Below are 26110 nucleotides of genomic sequence, written 5' to 3' on the forward strand. Positions count from 1 at the left end.
GAGGCTCAGAACGGCTATTTCGAGAATTGCTTAAGCAGTTTTTTCGGGCTTCCCATCGGCATCGAAGCGCAGGTCTTCCGGTACATCCACTTGCGGCATTATCGGGCGCTCTCCGCGCTTCAACGACAGCACAAAAGCAACGAGCGCGGCGATGGCAATATAAAGCTCTTCACGCACCATCTGATTGGGCCGGGTCGTGAAATAGACTGCACGTGCAAGGCTGGGGTATTCAAGCACCGGCAGGCCCATCTCTCCCGCCATTTCGCGCATCGCCCATGCGGTTTCGCCGCGCCCTTTGGCCAGCACCACTGGAGCGGGGGCAAGCTCGGGATCATAAGTCATGGCAACCGAAAAATGCATCGGGTTGACGACCACGAACTGAGCATCTTTCATCGCCTTGCCAAAACTGCCACGCGCAAGGTCACGTTGCCGTTGACGACGCGCCGATTTCATTTCGGGAGATCCCTCGGCCTGTTTGGTCTCGTTCTTGAGGTCCTCAAAGCTCATTTTGAGGCGTTTATTGCGCTGAAACGCTTGGATTGGATAGTCGACCATGGCGATGACAGCGAGGCCTATGACCAGCAAGAAAGTGAGCGAAGCTGCCGCCTCCCATGCGTAAGCAAGCTGAGTTTCCAAAGAGGACCGGCCCATCCCGAGCAAGCTATCGAGCGTCGTGTAAATCCAATAACCAGCGACCGATCCCAAAAGTGTGAGTTTGAGGATCGACTTGCCCAACTCAATCATGCCCTGTGTCCCAAAAATCCGCTTCAAGCCGCTTAAGGGATTGATCCGCTGGCCTTTGGGTTTGAGGTTTTGCAGGACGAAACGCCCCTCACCAAGAAGCAGTTGCACGCTCACAGTAATGAGCGTGACGGTGATCCCAATCACCAGAATAGGCGGGAGGACCGCAGTTCCCGCTCGCATAGCCAATATGGCCGGATCAAATTCCCGCGTCCGGTCAATCTCGAACTGGAAACTGGCAAGCGCCACGCCTTTGACCCCTTCGAACAGCCATGGACCGACGATCGCGAGCATAGCGGTCCCGACAGTCATGGCGACGGCAGTCGCGACCTCCCTGGAGCGCAGCACATCGCCCTTTTGCGCGGCATCGGCCTTACGCTTGGGTGTGGGATCGAACCTCTTTTCACCCGAGGTCTCCTCAGCCATCGGTTAGCCAGACCTTCCTAAGCCATCCAAACCGGGTGTGAAGATTGCTGCAGACTGCTCTAGGGCCGCTTGGAGTAGGTCAGTGAATTGCTCGACAAAGATCGGCATCACAACAATCATCGCTGTGATCCCCGCAAGCGTTCCCGCCGGCAAGCCAAGCGCAAACAGGTTCAACGCAGGAGCCGCGCGCGAGATGGTTCCGGTTATCAGTTGTACGCAGAGCAAAACCAGAATGACCGGCAGAGAAATCGCTGCGGCGGTCGCGATGCAATAGCCCGCAAAGGTCACAATACTCTGTGCCTCGACCCCACCAAATGCTGTAATGCCCGCAGGCATAAAGCGATAGCTTTCCATGATCAGGCGGAACCATAAGAGATGTCCGCCAATGATGTAGAATAGAAGCGTAAGGATCAGCCCGAAGAAGCTTCCCAAGGCGCCCGACTGCGCGCCGCTAGCGGGGTCGATTGAGGTCGCAATGGCAAGGCCCATTGTACCGGCTATTTGCTCGGCAGCAATAAGCGGCACGGCAAACGCGATTTGCAATACGAATCCAAGCGCCGCTCCGATGATAACCTCTTGCAACACCGCCAAAATCGCAGCGAAACTGAGCATGTCAGGAAGCTCGGGAACCGGGATCCAAACTCCGACAAAGATCGCGATTACGAAGGCCGCCATTAACCGCGCCATGGCGGGCATCACCATGCCCCCGACCATGGGTGCAGCGATCATTGCCGCACCGCATCGGATCGAGAGGAAGAGCAGCTGCCACAATTGCTCAAGCAGCGTATCGAAACCAAGGTCGAGGAAGGTCATAGGACCAGCGCCCCTATCCCGCCATACCAGCGACCTGAGCGAAAATCTCGCGGGTGAAATCGCCAAGGAGCGCCATCATCGTGCTGCCGAGGATAACGAACACAACCGCAGTGATCGCGAGCTTGGGCACGAAGGTCAGCGTTTGCTCGTTCACTGAGGTTGCAGCCTGGATAATGCCGACAACGAGGCCTGTAGCGAGCGCAGATATCAGCACAGGGCCGACGATCAGCGCGGTCACCCATAAGGTCCGGTCGGCAAGCGCCAAAAGTTGTGCGTCTTCTTGCATGGGGTCGCCCCCTCCTATCCGAAACTCATCGCGAGGCTGCCCATCAAAAGCGACCAGCCGTCGACGAGGACGAAGAGCAAGAGCTTGAAAGGCAGAGAAATAATGGTGGGTGAGAGCATCATCATGCCCAGGCTCATCAGCACGCTCGCCACCACCAGATCAATCACGAGGAAGGGCAGGAAGATCATAAAACCGATTTGAAACGCGGTTTCCAGCTCACTCGTCACAAACGAGGGAAGCAGGATCGAGAAGGGAATGTCTTCCCGATCTTCGAATGTGCTTAAGCCCGCAATATCGGCGAACATCAGAAGATTGGCCTCCCGTGTCTGGCGCAGCATGAACTCATGGAAAGCCTCTCCTGCTGCCGCGATGGCTGCATCGGCTTCCAAAGCACCGCTCGCGTAAGGCGCGATCGCCACCGTGTTCACCGTGTCGATGGTGGGTGCCATGATAAAGAGCGAGAGGAAGAGCGAGAGACCGACGAGCACTTGCGTCGGCGGCGATCCTTGGAGGCCCAGAGCCTGACGCAGGATTGAGAGCACAATCAAAATGCGCAGGAATGAAGTCATCATCAGCACGATCGACGGCAAGATGGTGAGCATGCTCATCAAGAGCAGCAGCTGGATCGAGAAGCTTAGGGGCGTATCTTCACCCGCACCATCAGCGCTCAAGGCACGCTCGAACGCGCTGCCGATTCCGGCGGCATCTGGCTCCGCGACTGGAACGGCCGCGAGTGCAGGATCGACGAGCGCAATCATGGTTAACGCGCATAGGCCCAAGGGCTTTGCAAGGCGCAAAAACACGCTCACAGCTACACCTCAGACTTGGGCGGCAGCGTCAGGGTCTCAGCCCGCTCATCTCCCTGCGCCTCACCCAGCCGCACGATGCCGGCTCGCGAACAGCCCAGCAGGATCTCGCGATTGTGAAAGCGCACCACAGCGAGTTTGAGGCCTGGCGCAAGCAGACTCGTCTCAACCAGCTCAAGCGTCCCAGATCCCCCCTGCAATCCGACAAGCCGGGTCTGCAAATAGCGCGTGAGCTTAAGGCTTCCCCAGATCATCACTCCTAGAAGAGGCAGGAGAAGCGCGAGACGCAAGAGGTAGTCGGCCATCATTCGGAGGCGTCTTTCTCTGGCGCTATAGGCGCTGGCTCTTCGGGTTTCTGCCCTTGGGGGGCATGCTCGGATGGCCCGATCTCCGCTTGGTTGGGGATATCCGGCTTTGGGCCGCCACTGGGGCCAGCAGGAAGCGAATCTTCACCGCCTGCAAGATTGACGATACGAAGCGCGAACCTGCCGTCCTGTGCGATGACCTCACCATGCGCGATCACTTGCCCATTGGCGGTGATGTCGAGCAGTTCGTCGGTCAGCCGGTCGAGCGAAACAACGCTTCCCTCTGCAAGGGTTAGCACGTCTCTCAGCGCCATATTGGTGCGGCCAAGCTCAACCGAAAGCCGAACGGAAACCGCGCCGAGCCTTTGAAGCGCCGGATTCAGTGTCTTTCCAAGCGCACTCATCATGCTGCCCCCCTGAATCGAGCGCGCGCCGCGCCCTGATCGCTGCGTACGGCCGAATGGGAAACGCTGGTAAGGCGCAACGCCATATGGTTATCAAAAGTGCCGAAGACACCGTGCGCAAACACGTCATCACCAATCCGCAATGGCAGTTCGCGCGGGATATTGAGGGCGATCTCGTCACCCGGAGCGAGCCGTTCTAGCTTGCCGATCGGCATCTCAATCTCACTCAGCACGGCTTCCAGTACTAGTGGGAGACCTGCATAGGCATCGCCGCGCTTGCTGCCCGAGATCTCTGGGCACGAGAGCGAACGGTTGGAATTGGTCTTGGGCAGAAGTTCATCGAGCCGTTCATGCGGAAGAGCGAGCAGCATCTCCCATTCCGCAGACCCCCCTTGAGCCAACGACACTTCCATGACCGAAATCTCGGCCTCTGTGCTAAAGGGTTTCAGACGCACTACGCTCTCGCTGCGCACCAGAACATCGCCACGCGCGGGCTCTCCCGTGCCTTGCGCCATAGCAATCACCTGAGCCATGGTGGCCGCGAATTGTTCGACCAGCAATCCAGCCGAACGCGGTAACTCCGAAGGTCCTTTCTCGGGCTTTGCCCCCTCACCTCCGAAGGAACAATCGGTAAGCGCGACTGCGGTCGCATAGTCGAGGCTAAGCAATACCGTTTGGTCGCCGGATCCAATACGCAGCAGAGTGTTGATCGCAATCGGGCCGATCTTCTCAAACACTTCTGCGCCGGTCATGATTTTAGGCTCGCTGATAGTCACATCGAGCTTATCACCTTGCAATATCTGCCCCAGCTCTTGCGCCATATCGCTTGACAAATCACGGAGCCACGCGGTGACCGCCCCCTTGCGCTCATCCGGACGCGGACCGCGCCATGTCAGCTCGGTGCAATGCTGTGCGACAGGGCGCGATCTAGCAAAATCATCTGCAAAGGTGCCTGTCATGTTCATTGGACGAGCAATCCTTTGAAATGGACGTTTTCAACGCCACCAAAGCCCTCATTCTCTTCAAGCACTTCATTGATCGCACCCGTCAACCGTTTGGCGAGCGCTGCCTTACCTTCGACGGAGTAGAGGTCTTGTTCAGGTGTCGCTGAGAGCTGGACCAAAATCGCCGAACGGATCGCTAGCTGATGATTGTGCACCCATTGCAGCACGCGTCCATCACGCTGGGTTGAGGCGGCCAATTCAACCTGAATCAGCCCGGCGGAATCGGCAAGGTTTGAGGTGAAGCTGTCTTCGAAGGTGTAGTAAGCGGTTCGAAACTCGTTCCCGCCTTCGCCGTACACAACGGCGCCATCCTCCGCGTCCCCACCTGGCATCGGATAGGGGTCGGATTCGCCCTTGCGCACCAATTCAGGATGGTTGGGACCGCTCTCACCGCTGTCTCCGATCAGACCAGCAGCAAAAGCGCCATAGGCACCGCCCGCGCCCACACCGAGCGCGACGACGATGCCAATGACCATTTTCATTCCGCCGCCACCTTTCTTAGCGTCGTCTCCTTCTTCGGCTTTTGCGTCAGACATGTGAGTTTGCTTCCCTGCTGTATTGTGGGTGAGAGTCAGGCGAAAAGCTCGCCCTCTCCCCCGGGTCCGTCATCACGACCGATCCTGCCGCCGCGATCCGAACCGAAGTCGTCATCTTGAGCAGTGGTTTGCCCTGCGTATGGTTGAGACGTTCCTTGACCTGCCCCTGTGGAAGACCCGTAGGACCCACCAAAATTCCACCCCTGACCCTGCGACGCAGTGAATGGACCCGATTGAGACCCGCTGTGCGCATTGCCTTGAGCGCTCTGTTGATCGTGGCCTTTCTGCGCGGTGCTGGCCGTGTCACTGCTCGCGACCACGCTACGTTCAGTCAGCGCAGTCTGGATCGCGGGTACAAAGCCCGGATCGCGGGCTGACAGCGTGGCACGCAGGTCGCCACCTGTTGCGTCGAGCCGCATGGTGATCGCGCCGAATTCGTGGTGTCGCATTGTCAATTCAGGACGCTTCGCCTGAGCCGCACTCCGAGTTTCGGTGAGCTGTTCTATTGTACTTTCGAGTTGGGCTGAAAGACGAATGGCTGTGATCGGATCTGTGATCGGCGTTGGAGTGCCGGCTTGGGGTGAAACAGGCATTGCTGGGAATGGGAGCTGGCTCGCGGAAGACTGCACCGTAGCGGCTTCAATTGGTGTTTGCGAAGTGGGCAGTGATGCCGGTGCGACCCCGTTGGCAATGGCAGCGTTGTGTTGGCGCGGGGCGTGGTTTGATTCGACTCCTGGCTGCAACTGACCCAACTGTGTGGATGGTGAGGTGGCTCCGCCCGACGCATGGTTTGCCAAGGCAAACAAGGCCGTTGCAGTCTTTCTCACCGCCTGCTCAACGGCCAAGCGCTTTTCTGAGCGTAATATCGGCTTGGCAGGCGAGGCGTCGCCCTTAGCAAGCAAACCCACCTGAACGGCCGCAGCCCCAGGCTGAGACGCTGCTAACTCGATATGCAAAGGTCGCCCAGTCTGGTCGCGCTCTTTCGTGAGTGCAATCGGATCGGGTGACTTGCGCTGCGAGGCATGGCCAACGCTGTTCAGCTGTGTCTTTGAAGCCTCCGCCTGTTTGGCATCCGCCTGATCTTTCGGCGAGTAATGCATTGGATCGGCTTGACTCTGCTCTTTAACGATCTCGAGTCCGTTAAGCTTTGCGCCTACAGTGAGATTTGGAGCACTTTTGCGGGGCTGCTCCAATGACGGGCTCTCAATCGGTTTTGATCTCACGCGAACCTCCGAACCCGGAGCGCTTTCTGAAGAAGCATTCTTGGCACTTACGGTGACGTCCATTGCCGAAGGTTCAGGAATTGGATTTGGCGCGGGCGAGAGACTGGTCTTGTTCACACCAGATTGAGCCTGTTTTGATGTGGCAACGTACCCCATCTCCGCAGAAGCTGCCGGTTTTGCCGGAGGACGAATAAAACCATCTTGCACACGCTCAGCTCGTTCTTGGCTAAAATCGGACCCGCTTGCACCAAATCGAAGAGTGCTTGCCGGCGAATTCTGCATGGGATCGTCAACGAGGGTCACCTCATCGCCTCGCACGCTACTCGGCAAGCGCGTGCCGGATTGCGGAAACGCGTTGCCGGTAGCGGTCTCCTCCGTTTCAAGCCGAGCCTTATGACCAGATCGAGTCATTCGATGGCCTGCTCCATCTTCCCTGTTGGGTAGCGTCAAAGCTTCGGCTGGCTGCGCACTTACTGCGTGGATATCATTCAGGAACAACGAAAAGTTAGTGCTCCCAACCAGTTCTTTAGGCGCGATGCTCGATGTGGGCGCGATCGGAGCGACGGTGAAGTCGGCAAGGGACTGGATCATGGCTTCGGTCCATGGCTGGGCGCACTGCTAAAGCCGCCACGTTCATTCAAGGTTATGGCTCAGCGATTGCCCCTACGGGGCACTGCTTCACCGGCGTTCCTTTGGTTTTGCAACTTGCGTGCCATGCCTGAAGCGCCAGTCAGTTCAGGAGGCGCCTCGCGACGCTCACGCAGATCATTTAGAGCGCGCTTTTCCTGGCCCAAGCGGGTTTCATGGGCACTCATCCTTGTCTCTGCCGCAGCGAGTGCGCGCACCTGCCATTCCGCCTGATCGCTGGCATCCTTAAGGGCATCTTGCGCATTGTCGCTCATGTCTTGAAGCGAGCGCACAAATGCAAGACTGATCTGCAATGTGTCACTTTGCGCGGCGGGCCCCACTTCGCTTACGCGCTTGGCATATTCGTGTAGCAGGTCGCAGCTTCGCGCATGGATTTGCGCGCTGCGCTCTTCATCGGAGATCGCATTGGCGAGCGACAATCGCGCCTCGCGCCGAGCAATCCGCGCCAACATCAATTGCCGCTTGGCAATTTTGAGACGGCGTTCTTCATTCATGTTTGGCTTCACCCATTGATAGCTGTGCCAACACTCTGTGTTTGCTCGGTAAGCGCCATCAGGCCGGCCAGACTTTCGTCCAAGCCAACCGCCGCTTCGCGCGTTTGGGTGAGAAACGTATCGATGACGTTGCTGTGATGGAGAGCGCGGTCGAGCATTGGATCAGAGCCAGCACGATAGGCGCCCATCATCACCAGATCGCGGTTCTCTTCGCGCGCCGCTATCAATGAACGAAGTTGCCGCGCGGCATCGACGATTTCTGGGCCGACAACCCCGTCCATAACGCGGCTGAGCGATGCGGGAATATCAATGGCAGGGTAGTGTCCACGCTGTGCCAGATCGCGCGACAGCAGGATATGTCCATCGAGGATCGCGCGCGCGCCATCGACCACCGGATCGCTCATATCGTCCCCATCGGCCAGCACCGTATAGACCCCAGTGATCGACCCTCCTGATTGAGCCGAATTACCCGCTCGCTCGACCAGTCTCGTAATTGCCGCAAGAGAAGACGGAGGATAGCCACGAGCGGCGCCCGGCTCTCCCAAGAGCAGCGCCAACTCCCGCGCGGCGTGTGCGACGCGGGTAAGGCTGTCGAGCACCAACAGCACGCTTTTGCCCTTACCCCTGAAATACTCGGCGATGGCGCTCGCATATTGGGCGGCGCGCAGTCGAAGATTGGGCGCGTGATCGGCGGGCACTGCGACCACCACCATGCGACCGCGCCTTACATCAGTCATATGGCGAGCAACGAAATCCGACACTTCGCGCGCCCGCTCACCGATCATGGCCACCACGATAATATCGGCTTGCGCCTGTCCGGCGATGGTATCGAGCAAGACCGACTTGCCCACGCCAGAGCCCGCAATGACCCCCACACGTTGGCCGCGCCCCATAGTCGCTAGCGCATTGATCGCACGCACTCCGCAATCGAAGGGTATCGTGACCGGCGCGCGTTCGAGCGCACCCTCCCGCCTCCCGCCAAGGGGCCAACTAAGCGCAAGGTCGAGCCGTGGGCCCCCGTCGATAGGTGCGCCAAGGCCATCGACCGCCCGGCCCAATAAGGCCTCTCCGACCTGCACTGTCCCCGGCTGGCCCACTGCGCGCACTGGAGATTGGGGGCGTAACAATTGGGTATCACCCAAAAGCATCATCAGCGAATGCCCGCCACGAAAGCCGATCACTTCGGCGAGAACCTCATCCTCGGCTTGGTCGATTGCATCATTGGCAATCGCACCGAGCGAGCCAATCGGAAGCGCAAGGCCCGAGACCTCAATCAACCCACCATCGCAGGCAACAACCTTGCCCGATTGGATCGGACCGCTTTCTACATGAGCAGCGCGATGGCGTGCGAGTTCAATCTGGAGTTCGGCGAGCATCAATTTGTCTAACCACGGATCGCTGCTGCAATCGCGCGACGCCAATCAGACGGGCAATCGCTGACTGAGCCGTCCTCGGTTTCAAACCGTAGCCCCCCGCGCTCGACACTTGGGTCACCAAGCACTCTCCAATCGCCCAATGCCGTTTTATCGAGCAAAGCGAGATCGTCAGGATGAAGGCCAAGCGTTGCGACATTGGCCCCCGTCCCAAGCCGCTCCGCGGCCGCCTCACAGCGCTCTGCGAGTGCTTCACCATCAGGCGTGTAGTCAGCAAGAGTCTGTGAGCAAAGGGAGATTACCGTGTCGGCCAGCTCGCCCGCCAATGTATCCATCGCCGCTTGATCAAGCGCCCGAAAAGTTTGCCTCAGAGCCAGCTCTTGTTGATGCTTGGCCCCTGCTTCCACCAAAGCAGCTTGTCTCCCCGCTTGTTCTCCACGCTGGAACGCTTCGGTGATTGGATCAGGACCATATTCGATTTCAGATTCGGAGGCTGGATCACCTTCGTTTGCCGCTTGTTCACCGTCGTCCAAGGCTTCGCGCAAGATATCGACCAACTCATCGGTCGTTCCTTTGGCCTGGGGCGGAGGCGACTCTGGGTATCCTTCCGAAGATCGCTCGATTGGTAGCCCAGCCTTAAAGCCGCCTTCCAGCTCCACACAGTCAGTCAGCCAGCTGGGACGTGTCGAGCTCCCGCTTCGATCGCCCCCGGACCTTTCAACCAACGCGGTGAGCCAATCAGATGAATTCGCCATCGCCGCCTCCAAGGTCGATCTCACCCTGGTCGGCCAATTGGCGCGCCAGATTCACGATCTTACGCTGCGCGTCTTCGACATCCTTCTTGCTCAGGCGTTGGCGCATTTCGATCTCGTCCTTGATGCCATCGGCGGCGCGCGAGGACATGCACCGGAAGAACACGTCGCGGCTATCTTCCTGAAGGCCCTTAAGAGCATCGATGAGAGCATCGTTGTCGACATCCCGCAGGATGCGGCCCATTGTCTTGGCATCGAGTTCGAGCAGCATGTCGAAAGTGAAGAGCTCTTCTTCGATGCGTTCGGCCAGAGGTGCATTGCGCTGAGCAATGGCAGGGAGAACTGTGCCTTTAAGATCGCCCGCGCCGGCATTGATAAGTGCCGCCGCATCTTTCGCGCCGCCAATGACGAGCGCCGCAGGGCCAAAGCTTGCACCAATTCTCTGTGAGAGGAGTGTATCGATCATATCGATCGCGCGCTGAGACACGGGCCCCATTGTGGCGATCTTCTCGACCACCACCGACTGAATATTGCTTGGTAAGTTGGACAACACCTCGGCTGCCGGCTCAGCATCAAGCATCAACAAAAGAGCGGCGATCACCTGTGGGTGCTCGTCCTCGACCAGTTTAAGCAACACCGAAGGCGCGAGCCAGCGCGCCATTTCCAAACTCCGCGGGCCAGGTTCAGGATCAAGCTTGAGCATCATACTCTCCGCCTTGGTGGGGCCAAGAGAACGCTCCATCATTGCGCGCACCTGCATATTGCGGTCGGGCACCGCCATGCGGTCGCTCTCGCTTTCGGTGACAAAGTCTTCGAGCGCCTCGGTCATCATCTCGCGCTTGATCTCGCCAACCTCGAGCATTGTCGCACCGATCAACTCCAGCTCGCCAGGTTCCATGCGTGACATCAATGCCGCAGCTTCCTCGTCATCAAGCAGCATTAGAAAGATCGCGACCCGCTGGACCCGAGTCAGGATCGGTTTGGGGGGTGAGGCTTCGGCGGTATCTTCCTCGCCATGAACATCGGATTCTTGCTCTGCCATCACGATTCCACGCCCGCTTCTTCAGATAATCCCTCCGGCTCATCGATCATGCGTTGGAGCACTTCCACCGCGCGTTCTGGCTCTGTTAAAGCCAGCTGGCGCGCGGAAGTGATGCGCTTGTTTAAGGTATCTCGAGAGCTTGATCTCGTATTCGACGTAACCTCGACCCCTTCGCCCTCGATTGCTCCGATGTGCCCTTCTTGATCGCCTTCTCTTGAACCGCCGTCATTCCCCTCGCCGTATGCGTCAGCGTGACCGTACTCAGGGGTTTCTATGTCGGATTCGTCTTCAAGCTTGGCTTTTTCGCCATTCTTACCGTTCTTGTTCTTCGCATCTGAAGGGCCTTTGACCGCTTTGATGAGAGGGCGCACCGCAAGCAGCAGGACAAGAAGCACCGCAATAAGCCCCGCGACAATCCTGAGGACCTGCGCGAACCAACCCTGTTCGTAAAAAGCGAGCGGGGGCACTTCCGTGTTGTCAAAGGCGCCCACCACAACTTGGACCTGGTCGCCCCGCGCTTCATCTGCGCCCACAGCAGCGCTCACAAGCGACTGCAACTGCTCGGGAGTCATCGGGGCTGCCGCCTCAATCGCTTCTTGACTTACCGCAATCGCGACGGAGAGTTTGACAAGACCGCCTGGGCGCGACGAAGTTACGGCTACTTCACGGCCAAGCTCATAATTGCGTTGCACAGCGCTTTCCGTGTCGCGCGGGACTTGCTGAGCGAGTTGCGCGTCTTCTCTCGGATTGGGCGGACCTTCGACAAGTTCAGGATCGGGAGGGGGTGTATTAGTTGCCGCACCCGGAATACCGCCTGGTCCCGCCGCTGCCATCCGGCTCGAATTGCGTTCGCTTTCTGAGCGTACCGAGCCTTCCTGATCGTAGGTCTCGCGTGCTGAGGTCACCTCTTCGCGCACAAGTTCTGCTTGAACCTGGCTGGAAAAATTGCCCTCCCCCAAAAGCGGAGTGAGAAGGCTGGCAACCTGCTCTTGCAGCTTGGCTTCAAACTCGCGCTGAAGCAGCAAGCCATCAAGGGTGTCTTCGCGGGGGGCAGAGAGGAGCCGCCCGTTCTGATCCACGACGCGCACCATATCGGGCGTCATGCCGGGGACCGAGCCTGCGACGAGATTGATGATTGCCTCAACTTGGCTCTTGCTTAGAGAACCGCCCCTTCCAAGGCGCAGCATCACGCTAGCTGTGGGCGGGTTGTTCTCCCGCACAAAGACCGAGCGCTCGGGCGTGGCCAGATGGACGCGCACGCTCTCCACCCCGTCGATCTCGCGAATGGTGAGCATCAATTCGCGCTCGCGCGCGAGCCTCACGCGTTCCCCTTCCATCGTGCGGCTTGAACCCAGCGGGATCGAGTCCAGCATCGCATTTGCGCCTTCGGAGCTTGCAATCCCAGCATTGGTCGCCAGCACACCACGCGCGCGATAGAAATCGCTCTCCGCAACGGTGAGAATGCCGGTGGAAGTATCTACAGTGTAGGCGATACCATCGGATTGCAGCGCCTGCACCGCCGCCGCGCGCTCTGCATCATTGAGAGTCGAGCTCAAGATGCGCTGGGGCGGGGTGGCTATCATCAAGTAGACCGCCGCAACCGACGCAACTGCGGCAAGACCAATCAGACCCGGTAGAGCTCGCTTGAAAGCGGGCTGATTGGTGAAGGCATTAAGCCGTGCTTGCCAGCCATCACCAGGACCCGAGCCATACGCAGGACCGCCAATCGGCACCGCGCTGGGTTGGGGGACAGGAACACTCGTCTCAGCCACTTAGTTCAGCTCCCCATCCTCAAGATGTCCTGATAGGCGGACAGCAACTTGTTGCGCACTTGGATCGTGGCCTCGAAGGCGACACCTGCTTCCTGCCGGGCGAGCATCACCTTCGCCACATCGGTCACCTCGCCGCGCTCATAGGCGGCTTGCATATCGCCGGAGCGCTTTTGCACCGCGCTCACCTCTTGCATCGCATTGTGAAGCGTATCGGAAAACCCGGCGACCTGCCCGGTTGCACCCGTTGGTGTGGGCCTGGTTTCCGTTCCAGAACGCACCTCTTGCAAGGCTTGGCTGCGCTTCAGGATCTCCTGCCGCAAAGCCATGACGTCATGAATGCCGCCCGATGTGCCACCAATCTTCACGCCTCAGCTCCCGCCTGCAAAAGCCCGTTTTCGCGCATGGAGGCGAGGCGATAGCGCAAGGTGCGCTCTGATATGCCGAGGCTCGCAGCAGTCCTACCGCGATGCCCCTCATGGGTATCGAGCGCGCGCAAGATTGCCTGCGCTTCGGACTGAAAGGCAACGTCCGAGAGCGATGCGGGCTTAGCGGCATTGATTGTGCTTGAAGCAATGGCCGTGGCCTCCACTCCAGGTGCGCTCGCAACAAGTGGGCGCGGAGCCTGGTCGAAGACGACATGCTCGGCCTCGATCTGTGGTCCCTCGCCAGCCAACAGGATTGCTCGGCGGATGACGTTCTCAAGCTCACGCACATTGCCGGGCCAATCATGCGCTTCGAGGGTCTGGATCGCCGAGCTAGAAATCCAGCTTGGCAAAGCCCTTTGCGCACCGTGGCGCAGCACCATCCCAAAGGCGAGAGGGGCGATGTCGCGCACCCGGTTCCGTAAAGCGGGAAGGATGAGCGGAAAGACGTTGAGCCGGTAATACAGGTCTTCTCGAAACCGCCCTTCGGTGACCTCGCGGGAAAGGGTGCGATTGGTAGCAGCGACGATACGCACATCGACTTTGACCGGCTTGGTTGCGCCCAATGGCAAAACTTCCCCCTCCTGCAGTGTCCGCAAGAGCTTCGCCTGGAGCGTCAGCGGCAATTCGCCGATCTCATCCAAAAGAAGCGTGCCGCCATCAGCTGCTCGGAACAGACCTTCGCGTGCTTCGCCAGCACCTGTGAACGCCCCCTTACGATGACCAAATAAAAGCCCCTCGAGCATGGCTTCAGGCATGGCCGCACAGTTGACCGCCACAAAGGCGCCCTTGCTCCGCGGGCTCATGCGGTGAACGAAACGAGCGAAAACCTCCTTGCCCGTGCCAGTGGGGCCTTCCAGCAGGACGGGAATGTCGCTTCCGGCGATCCGCTCGCTTAAGGTGAGCAGCGCAAGACTTTGGACGTCACGTGCAATCGGCCAGCCACCATGCGAAGCGCTGGCAATCAGAGCAGCGCGTGCATTGGAGAGCGACTGCCCATCATAGTGCAGCGCAATTTTGCCATTGCTAATGCGGTTGAGGCCGGGGCCACGGTGCGCTTCACTTTCAAGCTTGCACAGATCAACCGCGATCCTATCGCCGCATGGCTGAGAACCCGAAGGGCCGGCGAACTTGCCCTCATCGCCCAATAACAACCGATCCTGTAGCCAACGTCGTGCAAGCAAAGGCACGGTCGGCTCGATCAAAGCAGCGTGAGACTTCGGCCCTCTAAAGCACGCATGATCCAATCCCGCGTCAGAAGAAAACCTGTTTGGCTGAGCTTGCATTGATCCACCCGTCTGGTTTGTTACCGTTTGTGTTCTGGTGGAAAGGATTTGCCGCTCGGGCGTACAAAATAGAGCAAATTTAAGCACCCGTAGGAGCCCTAAGGAAACGCCCCTGTTTTGCATCCAGGCCGCGGGAAAGCGTGATTGTGTTCGCTTAAGGTAACGGATTTTCCTTCGCCGTTGCCCGCAACCAATGCGGCAAGGACCGGCAAAATTCCTCATACCTTTTGAAAGAGACAAACGCGGCGGAGTGCCTCCGCGCGCGTATGCACGCAAATGGCAACCGTTCTAAAAGCCGCCACGAGATTGCCCCTTAAACATCTGAGCCGATGTCCGGTCTAAGCCTCAGCAGGTGCGGCAAATGGCTGCTCTGTTCCAACCACTTGCACTTGGAAAACGGGAGTAAGACCCATGTCCGTAATCAACACCAATATCTCGGCTCTCCGCGCATCGAACGCCAGCATGGAAGCCAATGAAATGCTCGGTAAATCGATGGAGCGTCTCTCAACTGGCAGTCGCATCAACAGTGCCTCTGACGATGCAGCAGGCCTGTCGATCGCAACCGGATTTACCAGCGACATTCGCGCTCTTAACCAAGGCGTTCGTAACGCCTCCGACGGAATCGCGCTGGCTCAAACCGCTGAGGGCGCTCTGGAAGAGGTCTCCAACATGCTTCAGCGTGTTCGCGAGCTTGCCGTCCAATCGCAGAACGGCACACTGGATGACACCGACCGCGGCTTTCTCGATACAGAGGTGACCGAGCTCGCGGCACAAATCGATGACATTTTGACCAACACCGAGTTCAACGGCGTCACCGTCTTTGGCACAGGCAGCGGCTCGGATGTGTCTGTGAACATTCAGATCGACGCAGGCCGCTCGATCACGCTGACCAGCACGGCGATTGACAATTCCAACCTCGACGCTGCCGGTCTTGACGTAAGCTCTGCCGCCAATGCGGCGACCGCGATCACCAATGTCGACGCTGGCCTCCAGGCCGTGAACACCACACGGTCATCGCTAGGTGCGGGTCAGAACCGTCTCGAAAGCGCGATCAACAATTTGACCACAACATCCACCAATCTGGCCGATGCAAGGTCGCGGATTCAAGACACCGACTTCAGCCAGGAAACGACCGCGTTGGCCAAGGCCCAGATCCTCGGACAAGCCTCAACCGCCATGCTCGCTCAAGCGAACCAGTCGCAGCAAAACGTCCTGTCGCTCCTGCGATAAGATCGACTTGACCAAAGAGCTCCCCACCGGGGTGGCAAGGAAACCCGGGGCCCTAAAAGGCTCCGGGTTTTTCTGTTTTGTTTTGGGCTTGCTCGATGCTCGCACTCGAGCATCTCCTTAGGGACGCACAGCTGCGCCGCCCGCACGCGATTATGACGCGGCCCGATCCTGCCACTCGACCACTTCAAGCCAATTGCGCAAACGGTTCTCTTCGAGCCGTGCGATCAGGGGGTTGGCGTGGAAGGGGAGGAGGAATTCGGCCAAAGCTCCCGACCATTCCGCCCCGGCATCGAAGATGATCCCAAGTCCCAGAACAGCGGGGACATGGACATAAAACAGGGAGCGCTCTTCGGAGTCGGCCTCTTTCAAGAAATCCTCAACCGCAGTCAGCACTCCATTGCGCTCCCCTCCTGCTTGAAGGGCCACCGCGAACGAACCCATCCCACGCAGACCTCTGCCTGCGAGCACCCCATCTTCCCCAAGCCTAACGCCGTGGTCAAAGCTATGCGGATGGCGCCAGCCAGGCGGCACGCGATCCGGCGCATAATAGAAGTCACGGCGCGCGCACGGCCAGGACACATCATGCATAAAGGCAAGCAAAGGCTTCCCTTCCTCGCGCTGGATCGTGTCGATCGCGGTAAGTTCGTGATAGACGGTATAGTAATTGTGGTCCCCATCGATGAACCATGCATCAACCGCTTTGGAACCTTCACTCAACGCTTCAAGCGAGGGTTTGGCGGTATGGTAGACATTGCCTTCCGCTGCTGCCCATTCTGCAAAGCCATCCGCAGGCTCAGGGTCGATGCAGGTGAGCGTGCCCTCAGCTCTGCGTGCATGCTGCGCCAAAAGCTTTGACATGCCGCCAAACTCGCTGCCGATTTCGGCGATGTGCTTAACCTTGGCGTGTTCGAGACAGGGCAAGATCAGGCTGGAGAACTCAGACATGGAATGAATCAGAAGCTCGCTCATGCCGCGTGCTCCTCTTGTTGGACGGAGCGGGCGGATGGGGTCGGGACAACCGGTACTGGCTCGATCACAGGAGACCTCCGACGAATAAGGGGACGCAGAACAATCTCAATCATTTTAGACGCATCCCCTTTTCCGCCCTGCGGAACCTTGACCAGCACAAATGCTGCCGACCCGGTGCATTCGTGAATGCCAGGTGCGTGCACCTTGAGTCCATCAAACTGCGCGCCCAGCTCATCGGCACGTTCATCATTGGCAAGCCCACCTCTAAGCGTGTCGACGCTGGCGGCAGATATGCTCTTAAGCTCGAACCATTCGAAAACCGAGCCGACACCAAGACCAATATTGAGTGCGTCTTTTGGTACGGGAACTCGCACACTATAGTATCCTTCATGCGTTGGATGCGCTTGGACGACGGTTTGCGCGCTGTCGCTTGCTCCCACAAAAAATGCCGGGATCGCAATCGACGTTTGGCTCGTATCGCTGTACCTGAGTCCCAATCCAAAGCGTTTCTGGACTAGCAAGGATAACCGTGTGTGGATGTCTTCGTTCTCGAGTTCTGCGGGCAGGAACATGCGCGCTGAGCCCTGCATGTAAAAGAGACCGCGCCTCCGCATGCCTTCCTTCGCGTGGGCTGCGTCAAACAATGGTACTTTGCGTTCTGACCCCATATTGACGTCGTGCTCAAAGTTCGTGAGTACTTTGAGTTCAGAGGCGTGGGGAAGAAACATGAACCGGGAAAGCGCACCCAGAGCCCCCTCTCGTAATGCCCTGTTTCTGTGCGGTGACTTCCCCCTGATTTCGATGCCTGCCTCAGCTGCCTTGGCATAGCGAACAGCGCCCGCCTGGACCCGGTTACGCACATCGCTTTGCCCGCCCTTGATCCCTGTCTCTTCGCGGATCGGCTCGCCTTTAGGGGTGAAATCGACGACCGATCCCAGCTCGCATGTCGCCAGCTGCTCGATCACAGCGACATTGCCACACAGTGCTTCGATCAACTCCAGATCATAGTGTCGCTGGTCAATCAGCCCCTTCTTGTCTAGCCCCGTCGCCGTGAGTTCACGCAAGATCAGATAGCGGCCCGCAACATGGCAATTGAAGGCATCTGATAGGAGCTGATCCACATGGGATTGCGCCGAACCATTGTAGCCTAGGTCCACCAGCATCAAAGTGTCGCCCGCTGTTGGATTTACCCGAGACCGAACATGCTCAATCAGGCGCTCCGCCCGTTCTTTTGCCCGCCTGCTGATGATCTTCTGACGCTGACCTTTCTTGAGCTCTGCAGCCAGCTTGTAGCTGCCTTCAAGCATTTGTTCTTGGGTTTTGTCCTCGCCAACAATGTGAGTAATTTCTTCCTCGGTGAACAGCATTTGGCGCGCCAAGGTCGACGGTTTGCGGCCGAGCTCGGTCGAGTAATATTGGGTGTAGGCCTCGCGCGTTGTCAGCGATGCGGCGATCGAGACAAAGCGGCTGATTTCGACCAAGGCAGTGCTGTCTTCCGCACCCAATGCTTCGTGGATGATATGCGGCAAATGCCCGTCGCGCAGCATGAAGAGCCAGTGGACCGTCCCGCCGTGCTCATTCTGAAGCGCCTTGGATTCCTTTCGAAGCCATTGGTCAAAAGCGTAAAAAACCGGGCCGAGCACATTTAGGCCCAGGGCTGATGTTTGCCCCGTTGCTTTAGGTTCCTCGCACGCCAGCACCGCGCGGTGCGGCATCAACGCGCGCACATCCTCGCGAACATCGCCGATCAATTGATGACATGCACGTTCATATCTGAGGCGCTGCGAGGCCGTGTCGGAGAATTGCACCAAGTGCAAGGCGGGCACTCCGAGCGCGCGCGATGCTTCAAGGTCGGCTTTGCGATTATCGCCAATGTGCAAAACCTCCTGTGGCCTCACCTTGCACGTCTTGAGCACCTTTTGCAGCAGTCCTTGCGATTTGGAGATGCCGGCTTCGGAGGAGACAAAGAACCGATCGATCAGTCCCACCACCTCGTCACCCGCCGCCTTTTCAATGAGTTTGCGCAGTTGGCGAACGCTCAAATAGGTGTCTGAGACAATGATGACTTTGAGCCCTGCCGCCTTCGCCTTGCGCATCAGTTCGACAGTTGGGCCAAAAGCAAAGCAGCTAGCCGCCTCGGTGTCCAATTCCGCTTCGATCGCGTTCGCCCGTTCCACTCCGGTCGCATTGGGCAAGGCCTGCTCATAGATCGCCTCGATCGCCACCTCATTGCGTTTTTTCAATGTCGTTTCGGCTTTGCGCGCATTTTGCTCGCTGGACATCCGCTGGCCAACCGATAGCTGCGGAAGAGCGGTGAAAAGGTCACTCGGCGCATGGCAATCACGCCAAAGCAGCGTGTCAAAGCAATCGAGCGAAAGCACCTTGATGCCATCATCTGCTCGCTCAAGTGCGTTTGGCATTTCCTGCGGCAAGATCGCGATATTTGGTGTCGCAGGCTTTGGCTTTTGCATGTCTCACTCTCCAGTGGTGTTGGCCCAATCTCAGGAGATGTGAGGAGTAAATGCTCGTGGTTTACGGGCTGGCAGGATTAACCTCAGCGGAATCGCTTAAGGCAGTTTGCGGAGTCTGAAGCCTTCGACCGCGACGACCTAGTCCGCGCTCCTCCTCAAGAAGAAGCAGGGAAATGCGTCGGTTGCGCGGGTCTGCCGGGTTGTCGGCGACAAGAGGCTCGGTCTCGGCAACCCCTTCGATCCGGGCAAAACGACCGGCAGGAATTCCGCTTCGGATCAGCTGCTGTCGTGTGGCTTCAGCGCGGCCTGCGGACAGGGACCAGTTGTTGGCTGTCACCCCATCGCGCCAGGGAAGCGAGTCAGTGTGGCCGCGCAGGATCAAAGGCTGAGTTTCACCCGCGACAACCTCCCCGATAACGTCGATAATCTTACGCGCCTCAGGCGTGAGGATGGTCGTGCCGAGGGCAAACATTGAGAAGTTGGCATCATCGACAAGGTCAATGCGGATCCCATCCTCGGCGCGCCTAACGCTAACCTGTTTGGCGTATTCGGCCAACGTCTCGCTTTCGAGCAACTCCTTGAAAATCGCATCCTTAATCTCGGCAAGCGCCTTTTCGTCGAATTGCCCTTCGGTCCCGCCTTCTTTGGGCCCACCAGTCTTTCCGCGCGGCACGGTGATACTGCGCGTGCCGGTTTGTCCCATGGCGTTAGGATAATTGTCGACATCAGTGATTGAACTACCGCCCAGCATCCCATTGGAAGAGCCTGCGCTTTCCTGACGGGTCTTGACCAGTGTTGGAGAGAAATAGTCAGCGAGGCCTTTGCGCTGGTTCTCTTCCGTCGCGCCCAGCAACCATAGGAGCAGGAAGAACGCCATCATCGCGGTCACGAAATCAGCATAAGCCACCTTCCAGGCACCGCCATGGTGGCCGCCTCCTTCCACCGTGATCTTCTTGACGATAATCGGGGCGGGTATTTCCCCGGGAGGGGCAGCGTCTTCGGACATCCTACTTGCCCCGCATCATGTCGAGCAAATCGGTGAGCTTGGGCCGGTGCGCCGGCGGCAAGCCAGAGCGCGCCGCTTCAAGCACTAGGGGCTGCGGATAGCCGTGCAGGCTCGCAACGATCACCTGTTTGATTGAGTGATAGATCTGCATGTCGTGGGTGATGACCTGCTGGACGCGGCTCGCCATGGGGCCGGCAAGTCCATAGGCGAGAAAGATCCCAAGGAAGGTTCCCACCAGAGCGCCGCCGATCATTCCGCCCAAAATCTCAGGCGGCTCATTGATCGAGCCCATAGTCTTGATCACACCCAAAACCGCCGCAACAATCCCAAGTGCGGGGAATGCATCAGCAAGGCCTTGAATGGCGTGCTGAGGCTCTTCCAACTCGTGGGCTTGGGTCTTGATCGCATTGTCGATCACATCTTCAATCGCATTGGTGTCGAGCGTCCCCGAAGACACGACCATCAGAGTCAGCGGATCGCAGATCAAATCGGCGATCACCGGGTCATTTTGGAGCTTCGGATACTCTCCAAAGATCGAGGAAGTCGACGGATCGGTTACATGCGACTCCAATGCCACCGCCCCTTCGGAACGCAGCAATTTCATGAGTTTGCTAGTGAGCGCTATCGCGTCAATGTGATCCTGATCGGAATATTGTGGCCCCTTGAAAACCTTACCGAAACCACCGCCCAAAAGCTTTAGCTCGTGCATGGAGTTGCCGATCAAGGTCGCGCCAATCGCCGCGCCGCCGATCATCATCATTTCGAGAGGCAGGGCTTTTAGAATTGGCCCCATGGCACCACCAGCAAGAGTGTATCCGCCAAAAACCATGACGAGCAGAACTACAATTCCAATCCCTGCGAACACTTCGGAGGTTCCTTTTGCTAGATCGCGTTGAGCTAGATTGCGTTGAAAAGGGTCAGATTGCTGACCCGGGTGAATGTGGTTTGACTCGCTTCGAGCGCGGTAAGCGTCTGCTGCAACCGCACGATGACATCGGCAATATTGGTATCGCCGATCTCTGAGCGTTTCTCGGCGACATTGATCGCGCGCTCAGCATTGTCGTCCTCAATCGCTTCGACCCAGGCGAGCCGTGTGCCCACGACCGTCTGATTACGATTGGCCGCGTCCAATGCTTCGTCGATTCCGGCAAGTGCTGTTTGTGCTGCTGCTTGCGGATCGGCCGATCCACCGCGCAGGTCCGCGGCCAACTGGCTGAAGACTGCAAAGCTGCTGGTGGGTGTTCCGTTAACATCAAATTCGAACAGTTGATCGCCGGTGATCCCGCGCTCGATATCGGTGCCCGGAGCAACCGGGACAGTGCCCACTTGACCATTGCCGATGTAAGTGACGGTGCCATCAGGCGCTTTCTCAAACGCAGGCGCACCAGCGGTTCCCGCGAAAAGCGGCGCGCCTGTGATCGAGAGCGCATTCGAACGGGTAAACAGTTCATCGGCCATCTGCTCAAGCTCATCGGCAATTGCCGCACGTCCCGCTTCGCCTTGGGTGTCGCTGGCAGCTTGGACGGCAAGCTCACGGGCACGCTGGATCAGGTCGACGACACCGGTGATCTGGTTTGAAGTCTCGGATAGATCCTGGCGAAGCCGCGCGGCATTCTCTTCCTCGGTGTTCCCCCGCACTTCGAGCCGGGTGAGCGCGCGTAGGCGAGAAGCCGCAATCGGATCTTCTGATCCACGCTGAATGCGCACGCCGGTCGCGATCTGGGTCTGAAATTCTTCCGCATTATCCCGCAAGATAGCAAGCTGGCTGATCGACCGATCGTAGAAAGCGCCGGTGGAGTTGCTCACAAAGTTCATCAGTTCAGTCCCAGAATGGTGTCGAAGATATCGTTGGCGACCTGAATCACCCGGCTGTTGGCTTCAAATGCCTGTTGCAAGCGGATAAGCGCGGCGGCCTCTTGGTCGAGGTCCACACCGGTTTCACGCAGTAAATCGGCTGCCGCGCTTCCAGCAATGATGGATAGCCCTTCACGCGTTGTCTCTAGTCCTGAGATGCGGCTGGAGAGAGAGAGCAGTAGGTCGTCGGTTGCAGCGATAGGACCATCATCTGCACCAATTGCGGCGACCAGTGTTTGGAGATTGGTGGTGTCACGGCTGCCGGGAGGCGAGCCCAGCGGTGCGAGTGCCAATTGGTCCCCATCGGTGAGGGCGAGCGCAATGTCGCTTGCATTGGTGCCTGAGAACAGCGGCTGTCCCGGAGATCCATCCAGCGCAGCACCATTGGCTTGTGCGTCATTGGCGCGGTTGATGGTCGAAAGCGCAATCGCATCGAGCGTATCTGCACGGCCTCTCAGATCATTGAGAGCCGATACTCGCCCTGCCATTGCGCCGCTCACAGGTGTGAAGGTGAGACCGTCGAGGTCGAACGAGGCGGTGCCATCGGCCGCAATGGTGGACGTCAGTGCATTGGCAGATGTGCCATCGACAAGCGCCGGACCAATCTCCCCCGCGGGCGCAGGATTCGAGAGCAAGCGCACGGTCGCCCTGCCGCGATCGTCAAACTCGGCACTGAGGCTGAATTCAGATGAGATATCGCGCAATGCGGCATCGCGCGCGTCGAACAGATTGGCTTGCGCCGCAGAGCCGGGCTCGACCTTCACCAGCTCCAGATTGATCCGCGCAAGCTCCGTTGCTGCACCATTGAGCTCTTCAACGCCAACACTGACACCCGATTGGGTCAACTCTTGTGCGCTGGCGAGACCAGTTTGGGCCGATTGAAATGACACCGCCAATTGGCGGGCGGTTTCCACTGCACCGGTACGCAGCGCAGGATCGGTGGGGTCACTTTCCAGAAGCGTAAGCGACGCTTCAAAATCGACCAGGCCTCTGAACAGACCAGATCGTTCAAGCGCCAGTTCAGCATCTCTCAACGCTGCAATATCCTGATCAGCGCGCGCAACATCGGCGGCGCTGTCGCGGGCACGGGTCTGCAAAAGCGCACTTCCCGGCCGCACAATGCCACCAACACGTACCCCGCTAAGGGCGTCGCTCGAGGTGAAGTCGATCACCGCAGAGCCGACAAACTCCTCCACTTGCAAGCTTCGCCGAACGTAATCCGGGTTCGCCGCATTGGCGATATTCTGCGCGGTCAGCTCAATGCTGGCGCGCGCTGCTCTGGCCCCACTTTGGCCAATCGAGATAAGATCTATGGGCATTATTCGCCGATCTTAGGTGAGACGAATTGAGCAAGCTGTTCCTCGATACTCCGGGCAAACCCTAAGGCCCCTGATTGCGATGCAATCTCGGCAAAGTGCTCATCGCGCATGGTCTTGTATTGCTTCATCCCGCCGCCGGTGAGTGGCGCGTCCTCGGTGAAAGGGGTCTCGCGCGCGGATTCGAGCATCTTGCGGATCATGATCGCTTCAAAGCCCTGCGCCGCCTTGCGCAATTCTTGTTGCTCGGATGTTAGCGGATCGGGCTTCGTGCCTACGACGGGTCCCAACCGTCCGATCACAAGACCACCATTTCGGCTTGCAGCGCGCCCGCTTGCTTCAAGCTTTCCAGGATCACCACAAGGTCAGAGGCCTGAACGCCGAGTAGGTTAAGCGCATCGACGATCTCATTGAGGTTCGCCGCTCCCGGGAATAGCGCCACACGGCTTTCCGCCTCTTCAATGGTGATATCGGTCGCTTCCTCCACCGCAGTCTCACCATTGGCAAAGGGTCCAGGTTGCACCACTCGCGGGCTCTCTTCGATCCTTATGACGAGCTTGCCGTGGCTGATCGCAGCCGGAGCCAAGCGCACCGCTTCATTGATGACCACCGTGCCGGTCCGAGAGTTGATGATCACCTTGGCGGCGACCGGTGCAGGCGTGACTGGAAGCATCTCAATCGAAGCAAGCGCGGCGGAGCGTGCATCATTGCCCATGGGCAGAGCCAATTCGATACTCACCCCGTCGGCGACCGATGCCATGCCGGGATAGACCGTGTTTACCGCGTCGCGCACGCGCGCAGCGGTCAGGAAGTCGGCCTGATGCAGGTTGAAGCGCAAGGTGCTTTGCTGATCAAAGCCGGTAGCAACATCTTTCTCAACCGTCGCTCCATCGGCGATCCGGCCAACGGTGGCGACGTTCACGGAAACTTGAGAGCCATCGCGCCCACTCACGCCCAATCCGCCCACTGCGACATTGCCCTGCGCCATCGCATAAATTTGCCCGTCGGCACCATAAAGCGGCGCGAGCACAAGCGCGCCCCCACGAAGGGAGCGCGCCTGGCCCAGGGTAGACACAGTGATGTCGATGCGTTGGCCCGGTTTGGCGAAAGCCGGGAGTTCGGCGGTGATAATAACCGCCGCCGCATTACGCAGATTTGGGCTTACACCCGGAGGCAATTGCAGCCCCAAGCGGCCCGAAACCCCGCGCATTGCTTCGCGCACATACTCAAGGTTATCGTCGCCCGTGCCCTGAAGCCCGACGACGACGCCGTAGCCGGTCAATTGGTTAGCGCGCAGCCCTTCAAACTGTCCCAGATCACGAATCCGGTCGGCGCGCGCATCGGACGGCATGAGCGCCAACATCGCGGCCAGAAAGGTGACACAAATTCGGGTGATGAGCATCGTATCAAACCTCAGTTAGAACGGAGAAATCGTGCTGAAAAAGCGCTGTAGCCAGCCGGGGCGGCTTGCCTGTTGGACCGCGCCTTTGCCGGTGTAGATGATCCGCGCGTTGGCGACGCGCGAGGAGGGCAGAGTGTTGTCGGAATCAATATCGACCAGCCGAATGCGCCCGGCGAATTGCACCCATTCATCTCCCTGACTCAAAGCCATTTGCTTCTCGCCCACCACCTCAGCAGTGCCATTGGGATAGATTGCTGCGATCGTTACCGAGACTATGCCGTTCATCTGGCTTTGCTGCGCAGCATTGCCGCTGCCCGCAAAAGAGCTCTGGCCATTGCTGGCGATGGAATTGGGATTGAGGAAGGCGAGCGGTCCGGCGGTAGGCGGGATCAGGCTGATGCTGCCTTCACGGTCGGTCGCGCTGGTCGTGCTCTTGGAAGTGCTGGTGCTTTCAATCAATGTGATCGTCAGCATGTCGCCCAGCGTACGCGCGCGGGTTCCCACAACCAGCGGTGCATATCCTTGGCTCGCCTGATAGATCGCGCCATTCGTCCCCAATGGCGCGCCTGCAACCGGGTGAGCAACCATCGGCGGAGGAGGCGGAGCGTAGAAACCCGCCTCACGCTTGAAGCCGCCCGAGAGGCAGGCGGACAAACAGAAGGCGCAAAAGCCGAGGAAAAGAAAACGAATGACCTGCATGGTAAATGCCTCACAAAGTTTGGCTGGCGTTTTGCAGCATCTCATCGACCGCGCTGACCATGCGGCTGTTGATCTCATAGGCGCGCTGCGCTTCGATCATTTCGACAAGCTCTTCGACCACATTGACGTTGGACCCTTCGAGCATCCCCTGACGGATGTTGCCCCGTCCAAAGGTGCCGGCGGTGCCTACATCTGCTGGACCGCTGGCTGCAGTTTCGATCAGGAAATTGTCGCCAATCGCTTGAAGACCCGCAGGGTTGATGAAGCTTGCGACCTGAAGCTGACCAAGTTGAACCGGTGCCGCCTGCCCATCTTGCTGCGCGCTGACAGTGCCGTCTTGGGAGATAAGAATACTCGTCGCGCCCGCAGGCACTTGGATTGGTGGAGACAATTGAAAGCCTTGGCCCGTCACCAGATTGCCCTGTGCGGACAAAGTGAAGTTGCCCGCGCGGGTGTAGGCGAGCTGGCCATTGGGCGGCAGCTCCACCTGGAAGAATCCTGGCCCGTCCATGGCGACATCAAGCGTGTTTCCAGTCTGATTGAGCGTGCCCTGACTCTCAATCCGGCTGGTGCCCATAACTTGTACGCCGGTGCCAAGGTTAAGGCCCACCGCAAAGGCGGTTTGATTGGTCGATTGCTGACCCGCCACCCGGTTTTCCTGATAGGCGAGCGTCGCAAAATCGACCCGATCGCGCTTAAAGCCAGCAGTGCCGATATTGGCGAGGTTATTGGCGATAACCCGCATGCGCGCGTCTTGCGCTTCGAGCCCGGTGCGGGCGACGTGGAGAGCAGATGAAGGCATTTCAGTTGTTCCTTATGGTGCTCGATGA

At 58.5% G+C, this 26110-nt stretch carries 27 protein-coding genes; 1 reads left to right on the forward strand and 26 read right to left on the reverse strand.

The genetic code is table 11. The annotated features are described in order from the left end of the window. Positions 1-30: 30 nt before the first annotated feature. From Q0778_RS07895 to Q0778_RS07970, 16 genes are read right to left on the reverse strand one after another with little or no spacing between them, the layout of a single operon-like run. On the reverse strand, positions 31-1167 hold the full coding sequence (locus Q0778_RS07895; protein WP_298335282.1) for an EscU/YscU/HrcU family type III secretion system export apparatus switch protein: 1137 nt from the start codon (positions 1165-1167) through the stop codon (positions 31-33). Positions 1168-1170: 3 nt separating this feature from the next. Beyond that, positions 1171-1980, reverse strand: coding sequence for a flagellar biosynthetic protein FliR (locus Q0778_RS07900; protein ID WP_298335284.1), 810 nt, complete (start codon positions 1978-1980; stop codon positions 1171-1173). Positions 1981-1993: 13 nt separating this feature from the next. Next, a complete protein-coding gene (locus tag Q0778_RS07905) occupies positions 1994-2266 on the reverse strand; it encodes a flagellar biosynthetic protein FliQ (protein WP_298335286.1) in 273 nt (90 codons plus the stop codon). A gap of 14 nt (positions 2267-2280) precedes the next feature. Then, positions 2281-3024, reverse strand: a complete 744-nt coding sequence (gene fliP, locus Q0778_RS07910) for a flagellar type III secretion system pore protein FliP (RefSeq protein ID WP_298335288.1) — start codon at positions 3022-3024, stop codon at positions 2281-2283. A 53-nt stretch (positions 3025-3077) separates the two neighbouring features. Continuing rightward, on the reverse strand, positions 3078-3380 hold the full coding sequence (locus Q0778_RS07915; RefSeq protein ID WP_298307580.1) for a flagellar biosynthetic protein FliO: 303 nt from the start codon (positions 3378-3380) through the stop codon (positions 3078-3080). Continuing rightward, positions 3377-3784, reverse strand: a complete 408-nt coding sequence (locus Q0778_RS07920; protein WP_366519530.1) for a FliM/FliN family flagellar motor switch protein — start codon at positions 3782-3784, stop codon at positions 3377-3379. Before Q0778_RS07920 ends, Q0778_RS07915 begins: the two co-directional genes overlap by 4 nt. Next, positions 3781-4740 (reverse strand): flagellar motor switch protein FliM, encoded by a 960-nt coding sequence (locus tag Q0778_RS07925; RefSeq protein WP_298335290.1) that lies wholly within the window; start codon positions 4738-4740, stop codon positions 3781-3783. Before Q0778_RS07925 ends, Q0778_RS07920 begins: the two co-directional genes overlap by 4 nt. A 2-nt stretch (positions 4741-4742) precedes the next feature. Further along, positions 4743-5321: a flagellar basal body-associated FliL family protein gene (locus Q0778_RS07930; protein ID WP_298307574.1), complete on the reverse strand. Its 579-nt coding sequence runs from the start codon at positions 5319-5321 to the stop codon at positions 4743-4745. 35 nt (positions 5322-5356) lie between these two features. Next, positions 5357-7135: a hypothetical protein gene (locus tag Q0778_RS07935; protein ID WP_298335292.1), complete on the reverse strand. Its 1779-nt coding sequence runs from the start codon at positions 7133-7135 to the stop codon at positions 5357-5359. A gap of 59 nt (positions 7136-7194) precedes the next feature. Then, a complete protein-coding gene (locus Q0778_RS07940) occupies positions 7195-7686 on the reverse strand; it encodes a hypothetical protein (RefSeq protein WP_298335294.1) in 492 nt (163 codons plus the stop codon). 8 nt (positions 7687-7694) lie between these two features. Next, on the reverse strand, positions 7695-9062 hold the full coding sequence (locus tag Q0778_RS07945; RefSeq protein WP_298335296.1) for a FliI/YscN family ATPase: 1368 nt from the start codon (positions 9060-9062) through the stop codon (positions 7695-7697). 8 nt (positions 9063-9070) lie between these two features. Further along, complete coding sequence (locus Q0778_RS07950) at positions 9071-9814, reverse strand: FliH/SctL family protein (protein ID WP_298335298.1); 744 nt, start codon at positions 9812-9814, stop codon at positions 9071-9073. Then, positions 9798-10853, reverse strand: coding sequence for a FliG C-terminal domain-containing protein (locus tag Q0778_RS07955; protein WP_298335300.1), 1056 nt, complete (start codon positions 10851-10853; stop codon positions 9798-9800). Before Q0778_RS07955 ends, Q0778_RS07950 begins: the two co-directional genes overlap by 17 nt. Continuing rightward, entirely contained in the window at positions 10853-12625 is a 1773-nt protein-coding gene (gene fliF / locus Q0778_RS07960) for a flagellar basal-body MS-ring/collar protein FliF (RefSeq protein ID WP_298335302.1), read from the reverse strand. The genes Q0778_RS07955 and fliF overlap by 1 nt, the downstream gene beginning before the upstream one ends. Positions 12626-12630: 5 nt before the next feature. Beyond that, complete coding sequence (gene fliE, locus Q0778_RS07965; protein WP_298336130.1) at positions 12631-12951, reverse strand: flagellar hook-basal body complex protein FliE; 321 nt, start codon at positions 12949-12951, stop codon at positions 12631-12633. Between the two features lie 35 nt (positions 12952-12986). Beyond that, the gene (locus Q0778_RS07970; RefSeq protein WP_298335304.1) at positions 12987-14252 is read right to left on the reverse strand and encodes a sigma 54-interacting transcriptional regulator; all 1266 of its coding nucleotides are present in this window, start codon (positions 14250-14252) and stop codon (positions 12987-12989) included. Positions 14253-14744: 492 nt separating this feature from the next. Here Q0778_RS07970 and Q0778_RS07975 point away from each other — a divergent pair, with 492 nt between their 5' ends. Further along, on the forward strand, positions 14745-15563 hold the full coding sequence (locus tag Q0778_RS07975; protein ID WP_298307545.1) for a flagellin: 819 nt from the start codon (positions 14745-14747) through the stop codon (positions 15561-15563). 150 nt (positions 15564-15713) lie between these two features. On the opposite strand, the gene Q0778_RS07980 is transcribed toward Q0778_RS07975, so the two are convergent. The 10 genes from Q0778_RS07980 to flgG form a co-directional block, all read right to left on the reverse strand. After that, positions 15714-16532 carry a class I SAM-dependent methyltransferase gene (locus Q0778_RS07980; protein ID WP_298307542.1) on the reverse strand — a complete coding sequence of 273 codons (819 nt, stop codon included), beginning with the start codon at positions 16530-16532 and terminating at the stop codon, positions 15714-15716. Beyond that, complete coding sequence (locus Q0778_RS07985) at positions 16529-19003, reverse strand: HAD family hydrolase (RefSeq protein ID WP_298335307.1); 2475 nt, start codon at positions 19001-19003, stop codon at positions 16529-16531. The genes Q0778_RS07980 and Q0778_RS07985 overlap by 4 nt, the downstream gene beginning before the upstream one ends. Before the next feature lie 61 nt (positions 19004-19064). Next, positions 19065-20009, reverse strand: a complete 945-nt coding sequence (locus Q0778_RS07990) for a flagellar motor protein MotB (RefSeq protein ID WP_298335309.1) — start codon at positions 20007-20009, stop codon at positions 19065-19067. A gap of 1 nt (position 20010) precedes the next feature. Next, a complete protein-coding gene (gene motA / locus Q0778_RS07995) occupies positions 20011-20874 on the reverse strand; it encodes a flagellar motor stator protein MotA (protein WP_298335311.1) in 864 nt (287 codons plus the stop codon). Positions 20875-20906: 32 nt separating this feature from the next. Continuing rightward, complete coding sequence (locus tag Q0778_RS08000; protein WP_298335313.1) at positions 20907-21824, reverse strand: flagellar biosynthesis protein FlgL; 918 nt, start codon at positions 21822-21824, stop codon at positions 20907-20909. Continuing rightward, complete coding sequence (locus tag Q0778_RS08005; RefSeq protein WP_298335315.1) at positions 21824-23182, reverse strand: flagellar basal body rod C-terminal domain-containing protein; 1359 nt, start codon at positions 23180-23182, stop codon at positions 21824-21826. The genes Q0778_RS08000 and Q0778_RS08005 overlap by 1 nt, the downstream gene beginning before the upstream one ends. Next, the gene (locus Q0778_RS08010) at positions 23182-23481 is read right to left on the reverse strand and encodes a rod-binding protein (RefSeq protein WP_298335317.1); all 300 of its coding nucleotides are present in this window, start codon (positions 23479-23481) and stop codon (positions 23182-23184) included. Before Q0778_RS08010 ends, Q0778_RS08005 begins: the two co-directional genes overlap by 1 nt. Next, entirely contained in the window at positions 23478-24581 is a 1104-nt protein-coding gene (locus Q0778_RS08015) for a flagellar basal body P-ring protein FlgI (RefSeq protein WP_298335319.1), read from the reverse strand. Before Q0778_RS08015 ends, Q0778_RS08010 begins: the two co-directional genes overlap by 4 nt. Positions 24582-24596: 15 nt before the next feature. Then, positions 24597-25280: a flagellar basal body L-ring protein FlgH gene (locus Q0778_RS08020; RefSeq protein ID WP_298307517.1), complete on the reverse strand. Its 684-nt coding sequence runs from the start codon at positions 25278-25280 to the stop codon at positions 24597-24599. A 10-nt stretch (positions 25281-25290) separates the two neighbouring features. Continuing rightward, positions 25291-26082, reverse strand: a complete 792-nt coding sequence (flgG, locus tag Q0778_RS08025; protein ID WP_298307514.1) for a flagellar basal-body rod protein FlgG — start codon at positions 26080-26082, stop codon at positions 25291-25293. Between the last annotated feature and the right edge of the window lie 28 nt (positions 26083-26110).

This window comes from uncultured Erythrobacter sp. (genome assembly GCF_947502395.1).
Lineage (GTDB): Bacteria > Pseudomonadota > Alphaproteobacteria > Sphingomonadales > Sphingomonadaceae > Erythrobacter.